We start from the raw sequence: 15,290 nt of genomic DNA, 5'->3' as shown, positions 1-15,290 counted from the left end.
TTACTTCCTGCTGACTTGGCTGGCTCATGATTTTACCCTTACGCGCGGATCCAGTGCGGAGTAGGCCAGGTCCGCAATCAGATTGAAGACCATGGCCGTGATGGCGACGCAGATGAAGACGCCCATGACCGGGTTGGGGTCGACATGAGCGATCCCGTCCAGGAAGAGGAAGCCCATGCCACGGACCGAGAAGACTGTTTCGGTGATGACTGCACCGCCGATCAGTGCTCCGATATCGAAGGCGACGATCGTGGCGATCGGGATCAGGGCGTTACGGAAGGCGTGGCGCATGACGACGGTCCGCTCGCTCAGGCCTTTGGCCCGGGCCGTGCGGATGTAGTCCATGTTCATGATTTCCAGCATCGAGGCACGGGTGAACCGCGTGTAGCTGGCCAGCGAGATGAGGATCAGGGCCAGGGTGGGCAGGATCAGGTGGGTGAAGGAGTCAAGGCTCAGGACCCAGAAGTCACCCTCAATGTTCGGTGTGCTGGCACCGATAGTGGCGATGGGCCGGCCGCGCACACGGCTGTTGTTGAAGTAGCTGGGCCAGGCCTGCATGTAACGATCCAGCAGGATCAGGAAGCCGACCAGGAAGGAGGTGATCGCCGCGGCCCGCATGGACTGCCCCCGGTCGTAGCCCCCCACCACGTAGCCGATGCCCATGCCGATCAGGACAAAGGCGACCGCCAGGATCACGATCATGAGGAACGTCGCATCGTTGAGCAGCGGCTGCAGGACGAAGTACAGCACGACGCCGACGCCGACGGAGATCAGGGCCGACTGAAGGGCCTTGCGGTTTTTCAGTCCGGCGGAGAGCAGGGTGACGGCGAAGGCGATGCCTGCACCGGCGATGGCGATGATCACGGGACCGAGGCCCGGGGTCTTGAACCATTCGGTGGCGGAGAAGTAGATCAGCACCGCGGTGACGAAGGCGAAGACGATGGCACCGGTCAGCAGCCGGCGCTTCATGGCCCCGCCCGCCGCGACCGCCGTCAGCGCGCCGGCGACGACGCCGATGCCGAGTGCCGTCGGCAGCGGAACCTCGGGGTTTCGCAGGAAGTTGTTGAACCCGATGGCGCCGAATTCCTTGAGCAGGACGGCCACCCAGAAGATCGGCAGGGAGAAGAACAGGAAGGCCATGAAGGTCACGCCGTAGTCCAGCGTGCTGTACTGCCGCAGCGCGGTGACGATGCCCAGGGTGATGCCGATCAGGATGGCAAGCACGGTGGCCCCGGTGACGAGCGTCAGGGTCTGCACGAGCGCGAAGCCGAGAGCCTCGGTGACGGGCTGGCCGGCGATGTTCTTTCCGAGGTCACACGAGTTGGCGAATGGAACGAGGCACTGGACCGCGCCGCCGAACCACTTGAAATACCGCAGCGGGGCGGGGGTGTCCAGCTGCAGGAGCTCGGTTCTCGCGTCCATGAGCTGCTGCTTCTGCGGCGAGTTGCTGGCACGGAACTCCTCCAGGGGATCGCCGGACGCCGCTGTCAGGAGATACACGAAGTAGGATGCGCCGAGAAGTATGAGGGCGGCAGTCACAAGCCGCCGGAAGATGTAGGTCACCATTGGTATAGAACCTCGGAGTTCGGGCCCGGGGATTGCCCGGGCCGGTCGCGGAGTTTGGCCGGTTCCCGCCGATGTGGCGGCGGAACCACGGCATCGCCAGGGAGGTCGCCAGAAAGGCGCCGGGACCGAAAGCTGTGGTCCCGACGCCTTTCCAGCAGTGTTACTTGCGGTCGCGGGCTACTTCTGTGCCCATTCCCAGAAGTTCCACCAAACGCCGGTCTGGTTCGGCATGTACTTCACACCGGTGATGCGGTCGCTGTATGCGTCCACGCCAACCGACTGGAAGAGCGGAAGGCCGTAGGCCGAATCCCAGATCATCTTGTCGATCTGCGTTACGAGGCCGTCCTGCTTGCTCTTGTCGGTGGTGACAATCAGTTCGTCCATCAGTTTGTCCGCTGCCGGGTCGCTGAACTTGTTGAAGTTGGAGTCGTTGCCGGTCTTGAAGATCTGCGGGACGCCGGACACGCCGACACCGGAGTTGCTCCAGCCGAAGATGGTGGCGTCGTAGGTGCCGTCACCGAGGGCCTTGCCCCAGTCGGACTTGCCGAGGCCGCCGTCAACGATCTTGAAGCCGGCCTTGGTGGCGGACTCGCTGATCAGGGAGAAAGCATCGACACGGTTGGGGTTGTCCTTGTTGTACATGATGCGGACCGTGGGGGTGGCACCGTTGAGGAGCTTCTTGGCGCCGTCGATGTCCACGCCCTGGTAGGCGGAGGATCCGTTGTTCTTCACGGAGTCGGCATAGGGGGCCTGATCCGGCACGAAGAGCTGCGAGTCAAGCGGAGCAGCCTTCGGGTCGAGCTTCTTGACGATCTTGTCGACGATGTCCGCGCGCGGGACGGCCTTCATGAACGCCTCACGGACGTTCTTGTCGGCAAAGGGGCCCGAGTAGTTCAGGTCGATGTGGTCGTACGCGAGCTGGTTGCCGACGTCGACCGTCACGCCCTGGCTCTCAAGCGCCTTGAGCTGCTCCACGGTGTCAGCGGACGCCTGCGGGGCGATGATGTCGGCTTCGCCGTTCTTGAGGGCCTGGACCTGGGCGGGGGCCTCACCGATGTAACGGACGGTGATTTCGTCCAGGTTGGGTGTCGGGCCCCAGTTGTAGTCCTGGTTCTTGACCATGGTCAGGGACTGGTCCTGGTTGACGCTCTTGACGATGAACGGGCCGTTGGAGAGGTAGAGGCTCGGATCGGCCGGCAGGGTCTTGGTGTCAAAGCCGGTGTTCCACAGGTCTGCCATGGCCTTGAGCTGAGCGTTCGCCGGCTTGGGGGCCTTGGCGTCGCCGCGGGGAGTGCCCTTGAGGAGGTCGACGAATGCCTTGGCGTCGGCCAGGCCCGCCTTCTTGGCGAGGACGTGGGCCGGGATGTCGACGCCGGGGCCGCCGAGGGCGATTTCCCAGTCGGCGAAGGGCTTGGAGTACTTCAGCGTCATGGACTTGCCGTCGTCGCTGAGCTCCGGGAAGTCGGTAAGCGCCAGGCCGGTGGGGTCACCGGCGTAGGAGAAGTAGGACGTTCCGGTCTTGGCGTCCGCATTGGCGTCGTTGTAGTAGCCGGAGAAGGCGGCCCACTGCAGCAGGAGGTCGGCCGAGGTCACAGGCGTGCCGTCTGACCACTTCACGCCGTCATTGATGGTGTACTTGACCGTCAGGGGGTCGTCCGAGACCTTTTCCATCTTGCCGAACTTCTCATTGCGGACGACGTTGAGCTTGTTGTCGATGTAGAAGAACCCTGAGTGCGTGGCGTAGCTGATCTTTGAGTTGATGTCAGTGTTTCCGTCAGCCGTGTTCGGGTTGAACGTGTTGAACGCGTTGACCTCGACTACGGTTGCCGATCCGCCTTGCTTGCCTGCTGCGGCCGCAGTTGACGGGGTTGTCCCGCCGCTGTTGCCTGCGCAGGCGCTGAGGGCGATGGCAGCTACTGCCGCCACGCCCACTGCTTTGGAAATACGACCCAAGCGCATTCCGCCTCCTTGTTTCTGTGGTGTGGGTGAGACCGGCGCCTACAGCGCCGGACAGACGTCCACACTCCCCCAGCGGCAGTGTGGGCCGTCTCACATGGCATGAAGCGTAAACCCCAAATGCGGCCAAGAGCCACCAAAGTTGACTCACTGTAAAGTTCGTTACCGAGCTGCAACATTGGACAGGCTCAGCAGGGCCATCGTTCCACAGAAACATTGACGGCCGGGATGGAAAAGATTAATAGATCCGGACACAGGAAAAGCCCCGATCCGAAAATCGGGGCCTTCCAGTTAATCCGTCTTTACTTGGCAGAATTACCGCACTGCCGGGCGGAGGACATCAGACGTTGAAGCGGAATTCGACCACGTTCCGTAGCCGACTAACCTCTGCTCAACTGTCGTATGCGAGAGCTGCCCTAGATGCGGGGTGCCGTTTCGATGTGAGATGCGGACCTCAACTTTTCGGGCCGTGAATGGCGTAGGTGGTTAGAGGCCATTGTACTCGTCGTCTGTGATGTGTTCGCCCCAGGTGGTGGTCTTGGCCGGGTCCTCGCCGTCTTGCAGCATGGCGATGTGTTCCATGAAGGAGCCGGGGGCGGTGGCGTGCCAATGCTCCTCCCCCGGGCGGGGTGTAAGGCGTCTGGTCGGGATGGACTTCGATGATTCTTCCGTCCCGGGTACCGAAACGTCCTACGCCTTGGGTGACGCGCAAGTACTGGCCGTGCTAGTGGGAGTGCCAGGCCGTCCGCGCGCCGGGAGCGAAGCGGACGGTTGCGACGACCATAGTCTGGTTGCTCTCGTGGGGAAGAGCGATCGGATCCAGCCACACGTCGCCAGCGGTGAGGATCCGCAGGCCCGTTCTGATCTCGTCCCCGGCCCGTAGAGCTTGGAGGTCTTTGCGCATCCGGGCCTGGTCGGCGATGACGGCTGCGTCTTTCGCGTCTGTTTTGCCCTCTCCGCGGTAGAGCTTGGAGGCGTGGTGCACGATCCGGCCGGGGATGTAGAGGATGGTCTGGCCGTGGGCGACGAGGATGGCGATCAGAAGCGCGGGTCCGCCGTGGTTCAGGTCGGTCGCCCAGATGACGTCGTAGCCTTCGGCGAGTTTCAGTACGGTGGCGATGAGTTCGAGCAGGGCGGGTTCGTCGTTGGGGATTTTCTGCGAGAGCAGCCGGTTTCCGTCCGCGTCGATCACGACGCAGCGATTATGGGCTTTGTGGCTGATCCCTGCAGGCAAAGCTCCTCGCACCTACATAGCGGCCCAAAGGGCCAGAATGCAGCGACGCGGCCGCATACATATTGAACAGATCGATGACGACATTCTTCATGGACACGTCCAATGGGTACCCGAGTGTGACTCCAGGTCCGCTGTCCCGCTGCCGGAGTACCCGCCGGACTACGTGCCAATCCCGCTTCCGCCCCGGCCGACTCCGTCGCCAACTGCAACGCCCACGCCGGCAGACACCGTGACTTCGAGCCCGTCCGGGACGGCCGTCCCTTCCCCAACCGACTCACCGGCGGCCATGTCCATTCCTGCCCCTTGAGAAAAGCGGAGGGCGTTCTCACGCGGGAACCGGCCAGCTCGAGAAACTCTGGAAGGGCTTCGGGATCTTCGGGCGCGTTCACAGGAAGACGCTGAGACGGTGCGGTCAGCGCGGCAAGCCACCTGTAGGGTCGGATCATGATCCAGACTGTCGCCGTGCCGACCTTGTCGTCGTATCACTGGCTTGGCATCCCGATCGCCCTCGCCGGAGCGATCCTGCTGGCCCTCGGCACCCTCTTCCAACACAAAGCCGTAGACGAGCAGGGGCCCGCACCGGGGCGCGCAGCCGGGAGCATGGGCGGGGGCCGGTTGCAAGCCCTCCTGGGCAAACCGGCCTGGCTCGCCGGCACAGCCATGCTGGGAGCGGCAATCCTCCTGCAGCTCACGAGCCTGAGATTCTCACCCCTGATCGTTGTGCAGCCCATCGGGGCGGTCGCCCTTGTGGTCACCACCCTGGCTACCGCCAGAACGACCCGGAGGTCCCCGGGCCGCCGCGCGCTCACATCCGTGGCCCTGTGCATTGCCGGTGTGGGGGTGTTCGTTGCAGTCGCTGCAGTTTCCGCGCGGGATGTTGAAATCAACGACCGGCACCTCATCACTATTCTGATACTGCTCGGCGCTGTCCTCGCCGCGCTCGGGACGGGTTTCGGTCTCTGGCGCCACCGCTGGGGCGCCGTCGTGTTCACGGCCGGAGCCGGGATCCTCTTCGGGTTTGTCGCGGCCCTGGCCAAAACCGTCATTGCCCGGCTCTTCCAGGGCGACTTCGAATGGCTGTCCCTGACCTGTCTGGCAGGGCTAATCATCGCCGCCCTGTTCGGGACATTCCTGGTCCAAAACGCCCACACCCGAGGGACATCCGAACTCGTCGTCGCAGGCCTGACAGTAATCGATCCGCTCGTCGCCGTCACCCTGGGCATTGCCGTCCTCGGTGAGGCCGACACAGCCCCGGCAGAAGCATTCATCGCATTCCTGCTTGCCGGCGCCACAGCCGTCGCCGGAGTCCTCCTGCTGGCCACTGTCAAAAAAGCACCGGCCAGCGCTACGGCCAAATAGCCCGGACCCGGCACAACTGTTTCAGAGTGGAGACTTTGATGCCTCTGGCCGGGCAGATCAGTGCGGTGTCTGCCACGGTCGGAGCCGGACCCACCTTGTGCGTTTCGCCGTCGGGCGTGAACGGAACCCTAAGGTAATGGCAACCGGGCATGGCCGCCGCGCGCTTTGCGGCCTCCTAATAGTGTCGTCCCATGCCGGATCGCACACTCCTGAGATGCAGCAGTGAACTCGGTCTCTCGACCGCCGAGGGGGCCGAGGTCTCGCCAGACGTTAGAGCGCCAGTCTAAATTCCACCACGTTACGTAGCCGAGAACCATCACGTCAGGTGGATGTCGGCGCATACCTTGCGAGCAGGCATCCACCTCGGTATCTCCGCCCGCTCCGTCACTGCCCAAGCGCCGGGGCGTCCATTAGATGCGGGAACGCATGCGCCATCTCCAGCGCCGCAAGGGTCACCGCTGGGTTCTCGCTGATCGGCCGGCCGAGTAGCTCGGCGGCTCGTTTGACCCTGTACGCCACGGTGTTCGTGGCCAAATGCAAGGCTTGGGCTGCGGCGAGGCGGCTGCTGCCAGCCAGCAGGAAGTGGCGTAGCGTGTCGCGGACGTCGGTTAGTTTTTGATCTGTGCCCAGCAGGCCACCGAGCTGGACCTGCACGAATCTTGCGGCCCCCTGCGGGTCGGCAATGAGCAGGGCCAGCATGCCGGCGTCGTCGTAGTCCCAGAATTTCTGCCGCGGCGAAAGCCGTGCGACCCGCGCGGCCTGTTGTGCCTCAAAGTGGCTGTCCCGAAGACCGGCTAGCCCGGAGCCGGGCCGTCCGGCTGCGAGGTGGATCCAATCGGCACGTGGTACAGCACGAAGCACATTCGCCACTGAGGGATGCGGGCGTGTGTTGAACCCCCACCAGAAGAGCGTCGTGCCTTGGTACTCGACGGTCAGGAAGCCGGCGGCGCCGAGCGCCTGCGCCGCGTCGGTGCCGAATCGCTGGCGCGCCGCCTCACGGTCCGGGATGTGCCCGCTGGTGGCGGGCCAGGCCAAGGCGACCAGATGGTGCCTGCCGAGCCGGATGCCGAGAATGCGTTCGGCGTCCGCGCCGGGCTCTTCGCCGTCGAGGATTGCCGTGAGAACCCTCAGCCGTTCGGCTGGAAGCCTGCCATGCCACAGGGAGAGTTCGTCTTCGTAGCCGTGCATGAGGTCGCTGACGTAGGAGTTCACGTAAGAAAAAAGGGCTGCGTTGAGCTCCCGCACTTCAGCGACCATGCGGTCCGCTGGGACTTCGTGCTCGATGACGGCCAGCAGCGCATCCTGGACCCGGGTGTGGCAGGCCCAGACGGTGCGCAGCACGGACCCGATCGGGACGCCTTGCCGCACGGACAAACGCACATTTTCCTGAGCGCCGCGCGGAGCCACGATGTCAGCTGCCGCGGTGCCGCGGTGCAAACCGATCAAGGTTGTGAGGAGGGACGCTTCACAGCCCTCGCGCTCGGTACCGGTCATCATGCCGGGTGTCCCGGCGAGCCTGAAGTCCTCATCCACTTGGCGGACTATCTCCGCGGCAGCCTCGACGGCCCATGCCGTGGCTGGCGCGCCAATTTCCGTCTCGGCGCTGGCAATGATCTCCGGATCCGACGCCGGGCCATCCACCGCACCATCCCCTGTCGGGCGGAGACTTTCCATCCATTGCATCACTGTCACAAACCACCCTTGGTCTTGCCCACCGGAAGCCAAGTATAGGGATCCGTCGGGACGTCTTTGCTCCCAGGCGCCATACAAAGCGACTTTTCTTGCCGTCCGGCACCAAGAGCCAACCCTGTGTGCCACACCACACTTGAAGCAACCGGTGTTCGGAGTTGAACACCCGTCAAGCAACGGAGCGTGACACAGCACATGACAACATCCACCGAACTCAAATCTTCGCCGTCGGTCCTGACCCAGGCCATCGCCCGCATGACCGACGTCCTCGGCGCCGACGCCGTCCTGCTGGATGAGAGACAGGTCAAGGAGTTCCACGACCCCTACGAAGGCGCAGACGCCGGGGACTACCAGCCCTCCTTCGTGGTCCAGCCCTCCACCGTTGAGGAAATCCAGGCTGTGGTCCGGATTGCCAATGAACTGCAGATCCAGCTCTGGACCTCCTCCACCGGACGCAACTACGGCTACGGCGGCTCCGCGCCGGTGGTCAACGGCTCCGTGGTCCTGAGCCTGCGCCGGATGAACAAGATCCTGGAAATCAACGAAGCTGCCGGCTACGCCCTGCTCGAGCCCGGCGTGAGCTTCTTCGACCTCTACAACGAGATCAAGGCCCGCGGGCTGAAGCTCTGGATTTCCGTCCCGGACCTCGGTTGGGGAAGCATCGTCGGAAACACCCTCGACCACGGCTACGGCTACACCGTCAACGGCGACCACGCCAGCGCCGTCTGCGGCATGGAAGTGGTCCTCGCCTCCGGCGAAGTGGTCCGCACCGGCCTGGGCGCAATCAGCAATAGCCCCATGTGGCAGCGGCACAAACGCGGCTTCGGCCCCTCCCTGGACAGCCTGTTCATGCAGTCCAACTTCGGCATCGTGTCCAAAATGGGTGTCTGGCTCATGCCCGAACCGGAGGTATTCACCACCGGGGCAATCATCTGCCACAACGACGAGGACATCGCCCCGCTCATCGACGCGCTCCGCCCCCTCGTGCTGGATGGCACCATCCAGGGCCTGCCGCTGATCACAAGCTCACCGGAACCAGCGGACGGCCGGGCCAACCCGATGGAGGACACTGCCGGCATGTCGAAGGCGGCCAAGCTGTCCGCGACGCTGCCGCCGGGACGCTGGCACGCCCGCATTGCCTTCTACGGCCACGAAGCCATCGTGGAGGCGCGACGCCGCATTGTTACCGACGCCGTGGCCCACCTGCCCGGAGTCACCGTCGACCTACGCTCCTACCGCGGCGACGTCAGTCCCGAGGATGTTCACCCCCTGGACCTGGTCCCGGCCGGCATTCCCAACATGTTCCTGCTGGACATGATGAGGAAGCACATGGGCGAAAACGTGGGCCACATCGACTTCTCGCCCGCGATCCCGTTCGACGGCGAATCCGCCGCCAAACACGAGCTCATGGTCCGGACCATCCTCGAAGAAGCCGGACTGGTCGCGGGCTTCGGTTGGATCGCCAACACCCGCAGCCTCGTGGGCGCCTGCATGGTCTTCTTCGACGTGAACAACCCCGCCGAAGCGGCAGCCGCACACGCCGCCGTCGAACTCATGTGTCAAAAGGCTGCCGAATGGGGCTGGAGCGAATACCGCGCCCACCCCTCACTGATCGGGCACGTGGCAAAGAACTTCGACTTCAACGACCACGCCCTGAACCGCCTCTACACCTCCCTCAAGGACGCGCTGGATCCCGCCGGAACGCTCTCACCGGGCAACCACGGCATCTGGCCTGGCCCTCCCCGGCCAAGAAATCCTAGAACTCCACCACCGAAAGGCACCACCATGTGGGAGACAGACAACAAATTCCTCAACGGCCCCTTCACCCCCTGGCACGAGGAAACCGACGCCTTCGACCTCGAAGTCATCGGCAAGATACCCGAAGACCTCGACGGAGCCCTGTTCCGAACCGGCTCCAACCCCAAGTTCAAGCCCCGCAACACAGACCGCTACCACTGGTTCGAAGGTGACGGCATGGTCTACGCAACATATCTCCGCGACGGCAAGGCCGCATACCGCAATAAATGGGTCATGACCGATGCGCTGAAGGTCGAGATGGAGGCGGGAGAAGCTATCTACTCCGGTTTCGTCAACGGCGGCACGGCCCCGTCACTTCCAGCCGGCGCCCCGCCCATGAAAAACGTTCCCAACACCAACGTCGGCGTCCTCGCCGACCGGCTGCTCGTCTTCTTCGAGGGCGGACTGCCGCACCAGATGAACCCGCAGTCCCTGGAAACGTACGGAACATATGACTTCAACGGCGATGTCCCATTCACCTGCACGGCCCACTACAAGCTCGACCCGGACACCGGGAACATGCTCTTCTACTCCTACATGGGGAACAACATCACCTGGTACGAGGCAGACCGGCACGGAAAGGTCCTCGACACCTTCGCCTTCAGCACCAGCGCCCCGTCGATGTTCCATGACTTCGCCGTGAGCAAGAACTACGCGATCTTCTTTGTAACCCCGGGGCTGTTCCTGGCACCCAATATCGGCCAGGGCAAGCCGGGCCTGGTGTGGGACCCCGCGGCCACGAACAACGGCGTCGAGATCGTGACCATGCACCGGACGACCCATGAAGTGCGTACCTACCGGGTCGACGAGACGTTCTTCCCGACCCACTTCTTCAATGCCTACGAGCGAGGCAACGAAATCGTCATTGAGGCTCCGCGCATCAAGGAGCGCTTTGGCACGCCGGCGGACCGCATCACCCGCCCTGTCGACTCCCACGAGTGGTTCATGAACGCAATTCCCTGGCGCTGGACCGTCAACACCGACACCGGACGCGTCACTAACCAGGCCACCAGCCACATCGCGGGTGAATTCCCGGCCATCAACCCGAACAAGGTCGGTCTGGAACACAAGTTCGGCTACTTCGCCACCACTCGTGGCCGGGATGCCGACACCATGAGCGACGGCCTGGCCAAGACGGACCTCACTAAGGAAACGGTCACGGTGATCGAGGGGCTGGATGACCTGACCAACCCCTCAGAACCGATCTTCGTCCCACGGACCGGGGCCGTGAACGAGGACGACGGCTACCTGCTCTCCATCTGGTGGAACCGCCAGACCGAGCTGAGCGAACTGTGCATCTATGACACAGCAGAATTCGGGCGTACCCCGCTCGCCCGGGTGAAGCTGCCCGGCCGCGTACCCTTCGGCTTCCACGGCAGCTGGTCAGACCGCGAGCAGATCGAAGACTCCCTCCGGGTCCTCGCCAGCGAACATGCCAACTAGTCCAGCCGCACGTCCCGCACATCTGAACAGGAGCGACACCCCATGACCACCTCCACCATCAAAGCACCGGCGAGATTCGCCGGGCAGGACACCACCCTCCAGTACATCGCCGGACAATGGCGTGAGGGTCGGTCCGTGAAGACACTCACCGTGACGAACCCTTATGACGACAGCGTAGTGACCACCATCCGCCAGGCCTCCGTCAACGACGTCGACGAGGCGTACCGCGCCGCCGAAGCAGCTCAGACCGGGTGGGCCGCCATGCCGCCGGCCGAACGCCAGAAGGTGATGCGCCGTGCAGCGCAGATCCTCGAGGAGCGACGCGAAGAGATAGTTGACTGGCTGGTACGCGAGTCAGGTTCCACCCTGCTGAAGGCCAACATCGAGGTCTCACTCGCCGTCGGCATCACCCAGGAAGCGGCCTCGTTTCCCACCCGCGTCCACGGCAGGATCTTCGACTCCAACACCCCCAACCGGGAGATGCGCGTTTACCGCAAACCGATCGGTGTGGTGGGCGTCATCAGCCCCTGGAACTTCCCCCTGCACCTGTCACAGCGGTCCGTCGCACCGGCCCTGGCCTTGGGGAACGCCGTGGTCCTCAAACCGGCCAGCGACACTCCTGTTACCGGCGCGCTCATCCTGGCACGGATTTTCGAGGAAGCAGGTCTGCCGGCCGGAGTCCTCTCCACTGTTATCGGCGCCGGATCGGATATCGGCGACGACTTCGTGGCCCACCCTATCCCAGGTCTGATTTCCTTCACCGGCTCAACCCCCGTGGGACAGAACGTAGGCACCGTCGCCACCAGCGGCAAACACCTAAAGAGGGTAGCCCTGGAGCTGGGCGGCAACGCCCCACTGGTGGTACTCGACGACGCCAACCTCGAAGCAGCCGTAGCCGCCGCCGTCCCTGGTGCTTTCCTGCACTCAGGCCAGATCTGCATGTCCGTCAACCGGATCATCGTCGAAGCCCCGGTCTACGACGAGTTCGTCACCCACTTCGCCGAGGCTGCCGCGTCGGTTGTATACGGCGACCCCGCCGCCGAAGGCACCCTGGTAGGCCCTGTGGTCAACGACTCCCAGCTTGCAGGACTCAAGCAGAAAATCGTCTGGGCCCGGGAGGCCGGCGCCCGCACCGTCGTCGAAGGCGAGATCAACGGTAGGGTCGTGCCCCCACACGTCTTCGCCGACGTCACGGCCGAGATGGAGATCGCACGCGAGGAGATCTTCGGTCCCATGGTCGCCATTCTGCGAGCCGAGGACGAGACTCACGCCCTTCAGCTCGCCAACGATCACGTCTTCGGCCTCTCCAGCGCGGTCTTTACCCAGAACCTCGACCGCGGTCTGCAGTTCGCCCACAAGATCAAAGCCGGTATGACATTCATCAACGAGATGACAATCCAGGATGAAGCGCATGTGGCATTCGGCGGCCAACGCAATTCCGGGTTGGGTCGTTTCAACGGCGACTGGGCCATTGAGGAGTTCACCACCGACCACACAATCGGCGTCACCCGCCTCTAAACCAAGCGGGCACATACGAAAGTAGCCTGCCGGGACAAGCATGTCCGGGCAGGCTACTTTCGTGCTGCGCAGCCGTCGGTGAGGGGTACTGAATCAATTGGACATATTCAGGCAGGCGCCACCACCGGGTCAGGAACTATACATTAAATCTAAATTCGACCACGTCGCCGTCGGCCATGATGTATTCCTTGCCTTCGATCCGGACCTTGCCGCGGGCCTTCGCCTCGGCCATGGAGCCGGCCTCGATCAGGTCATCGAAGGAGACGACCTCGGCCTTGATGAAACCGCGCTGGAAATCGGAGTGGATCACGCCGGCCGCCTGCGGGGCGGTGTCGCCCTGCCGGATGGTCCAGGCGCGGGTTTCCTTCGGACCGGCCGTGAGGTAGGTCTGCAGCCCGAGGGTGTGGAAGCCTACACGGGCCAACTGGTCCAGCCCGGACTCATCCTGACCGTTCATTTCCAGCATCTCGCGGGCTTCTGCCTCGTCGAGCTCCACGAGATCGGACTCGAGCTTGGCGTCCAGGAAGATGGCGTCCGCCGGGGCCACAAGCGCGCGCAGTTCGGCCTGCTTCTCCGGGCTGCCCAGAATCCCCTCGTCAGCGTTGAAGACGTAGATGAAGGGCTTGGCGGTCAGGAGGCCGAGCTCCTTGAGGTGCTCCATCTCCAGCTTGTCGCTCTTGATCGAGGAGAAGATGGTGTCGCCGCGTTCCAGGACGGCCTGGGCCGCCAGGATGGCTGCCAGTTCGGCCGCCTCGCGCTTTTTGATCTTGACTTCTTTTTCGATCCTCGGGATGGCCTTTTCGATGGTCTGCAGATCGGCCAGGATCAGCTCAGTGTTGATCGTCTCCATGTCGGAGCGGGGATCGACCTTGCCGTCGACGTGGATGACGTCCGGGTCGTCGAACACGCGGACGACCTGCGCGATGGCCTCGGCCTCGCGGATGTTGGCGAGGAACTGGTTGCCCAGTCCTTCACCCTCCGATGCGCCCTTGACGATGCCGGCGATGTCCACGAAGGACACGGCGGCAGGCAGCAGGCGCTGGGAGCCGAAGATGCCGGCCAGCTTTTCAAGCCGGGCATCCGGCAGGTTCACGACGCCGATGTTCGGCTCGATCGTGGCGAACGGGTAGTTCGCCGCGAGGACCTGGTTGCGGGTCAGTGCGTTGAAAAGGGTTGATTTGCCGACGTTGGGCAGTCCGACGATGCCAATAGTAAGAGCCACGAGCATATATTCTACCCGCCCAGGCTGGGGATCGCCGTGGCGGGTCCGGCAGGGGGTCAGGGCGGCCGGGCCGAAACCGGCAGGAGCGCAGTTCCGGGACGTTTCCGGGCGCCTTCCGGGCACCTGCCGGGCACCTGCCGGGTGCCTTCCTGGCGTCGTACGGGCGGTCTTACGGGCCCGTTCGGGGCGTCATCCGGGCGTCGGCGCCAAAAACTGTCACAGGGGCGTGCAACAGTGAAGTCATGGATGCTTTTGCACTGATTCTTGCCCTGCTCATGCTGCTCACGGGCGCCGTTGCCGGCGCCGCCGTCGTTTTCGTTCTGCTCCGCCGGCGCTACCTCGCCGTGGAACAGGACTTCGACGGCGTATCGGCCCGGCTTTCGGAGGTCAGCGCGCAGTTCGCCGCCGCCGACGCCGAGCGGCGCCTTCTCGCGGCCCAGAACCGGGAGCTGGGCGAGTCCCGGAACCAGGACGGAAGTGTGCTCCGGGCGCTGGCACCGGTGGCGGAAAAACTGACGGCCGTGCAGCAGCAGGTCTCCCTGCTGGAACGCGACCGGCTGGAGCAGTACGGCCAGCTCGCCCAGCAGCTGCAGGAGGCCCGCCTGTCTGATGAGCAGCTCTTGCGGTCCACGCATGCGCTCGAGTCGGCCCTGCGGTCCAACAGCGCACGCGGCCAGTGGGGCGAGGTTCAGCTGCGTCGGGTGGTCGAGGCAGCAGGGATGCTGCGCCACGTGGACTTCCACGAACAGGTCCACAGCGGGCAGGCCCATAGCGCCGGGACGGACGGCAGCCTCCGGCCCGACCTCGTCGTGCAGCTGCCAGGAGATAAGCAGCTCGTCGTCGACGCGAAGGTACCCCTCGCGTCCTATCTCGCCGCCCAGGAGCTGGGCGCGGCGCCCGCGGGCCCGCAGGCCGCCCAGCCGTCCGGCAGCCAGCAGGCGCACCTCGCTGCCCACGCAAAGGCCCTCAAGGCCCACGTCGACGCGCTGGGCAGCAAGAAGTACTGGGACATCCCCGGCAACTCCCCGGAGCTGGTGATCTGCTTCCTTCCGGCAGAGTCCATTCTGGCCGCCGCCCTTTCGGCGGATCCGGCGCTGCTGGACTATGCATTGTCGAAGAACGTGGTCCTGGCCTCGCCCGGGAGCCTGCTGGCTGTGCTGAAGGCCGTGGCGTTCACGTGGCGGCAGGACGTATTGACGGACAGCGCCCGGGAACTCTTCGAGCTCGCCCGGCAGCTCTACGACCGCATGGGCACACTCGGCGAGAACGTCACCAAGCTGGGGTCCTCGCTGAAGACCTCGGTGGAGCGGTACAACTCCATGGTCGGGACCCTCGAAGCCCGGGTCCTGCCCACCGCCAGGAAGCTGAACTCCCTCGAAGCCACCGGCTTGGTCACTCCCCCGGCCGTCGAGGTCACGCCGCGGGCGGTCGCAGCACCCGAGCTGCAGCCCCGTGACGAGTCGGAAGAGTCCGCGGCCTGAGCCGGGCCGGGTTCCGGGCCCGGGT

8 protein-coding genes and 2 pseudogenes are annotated in these 15,290 nt (G+C 64.2%); 4 read left to right on the top strand and 6 right to left on the bottom strand.

Features of this window, described 5'->3' with window-relative positions; translation table 11 throughout:
- Nucleotides 1-24: 24 nt before the first annotated feature.
- The 4 genes and pseudogenes from ACVWZ7_RS16815 to ACVWZ7_RS16800 all read right to left on the bottom strand — a co-directional run.
- Nucleotides 25-1,566, bottom strand: coding sequence for an ABC transporter permease (locus tag ACVWZ7_RS16815; RefSeq protein ID WP_456508522.1), 1,542 nt, complete (start codon nt 1,564-1,566; stop codon nt 25-27).
- Nucleotides 1,567-1,743: 177 nt separating this feature from the next.
- Nucleotides 1,744-3,525: an ABC transporter family substrate-binding protein gene (locus ACVWZ7_RS16810; RefSeq protein ID WP_116767310.1), complete on the bottom strand. Its 1,782-nt coding sequence runs from the start codon at nt 3,523-3,525 to the stop codon at nt 1,744-1,746.
- Nucleotides 3,526-4,008: 483 nt separating this feature from the next.
- A pseudogene (locus ACVWZ7_RS16805) lies at nt 4,009-4,375 on the bottom strand (cupin domain-containing protein).
- Nucleotides 4,358-4,768 (bottom strand): annotated as a pseudogene (locus ACVWZ7_RS16800) (IS110 family transposase); the annotation flags it as partial. The pseudogenes ACVWZ7_RS16800 and ACVWZ7_RS16805, both read right to left, overlap by 18 nt.
- Nucleotides 4,769-5,200: 432 nt before the next feature.
- Between ACVWZ7_RS16800 and ACVWZ7_RS16795 the strand changes: the two are divergent.
- A complete protein-coding gene (locus tag ACVWZ7_RS16795; protein ID WP_456508521.1) occupies nt 5,201-6,115 on the top strand; it encodes a DMT family transporter in 915 nt (304 codons plus the stop codon).
- Nucleotides 6,116-6,499: 384 nt separating this feature from the next.
- On the opposite strand, the gene ACVWZ7_RS16790 is transcribed toward ACVWZ7_RS16795, so the two are convergent.
- Entirely contained in the window at nt 6,500-7,789 is a 1,290-nt protein-coding gene (locus ACVWZ7_RS16790) for a PucR family transcriptional regulator (protein ID WP_344362607.1), read from the bottom strand.
- A 210-nt stretch (nt 7,790-7,999) separates the two neighbouring features.
- Here ACVWZ7_RS16790 and ACVWZ7_RS16785 point away from each other — a divergent pair, with 210 nt between their 5' ends.
- Together ACVWZ7_RS16785 and ACVWZ7_RS16780 are read left to right on the top strand one after the other, a co-directional pair.
- Entirely contained in the window at nt 8,000-11,044 is a 3,045-nt protein-coding gene (locus ACVWZ7_RS16785) for a carotenoid oxygenase family protein (protein ID WP_456508520.1), read from the top strand.
- 42 nt (nt 11,045-11,086) lie between these two features.
- On the top strand, nt 11,087-12,562 hold the full coding sequence (locus ACVWZ7_RS16780; protein WP_456508519.1) for an aldehyde dehydrogenase family protein: 1,476 nt from the start codon (nt 11,087-11,089) through the stop codon (nt 12,560-12,562).
- Nucleotides 12,563-12,698: 136 nt separating this feature from the next.
- Here the strand turns inward: ACVWZ7_RS16780 and ychF are convergent, their stop codons facing one another.
- Complete coding sequence (ychF, locus tag ACVWZ7_RS16775; RefSeq protein WP_091249401.1) at nt 12,699-13,784, bottom strand: redox-regulated ATPase YchF; 1,086 nt, start codon at nt 13,782-13,784, stop codon at nt 12,699-12,701.
- A gap of 242 nt (nt 13,785-14,026) precedes the next feature.
- Between ychF and ACVWZ7_RS16770 the strand changes: the two genes are divergently transcribed.
- Complete coding sequence (locus tag ACVWZ7_RS16770; RefSeq protein WP_456508518.1) at nt 14,027-15,265, top strand: DNA recombination protein RmuC; 1,239 nt, start codon at nt 14,027-14,029, stop codon at nt 15,263-15,265.
- The last annotated feature ends 25 nt before the right edge of the window (nt 15,266-15,290 follow it).

The organism is Arthrobacter sp. TE12232 (assembly GCF_054062615.1).
This window is presented reverse-complemented; position numbering and strand designations above follow the sequence as displayed.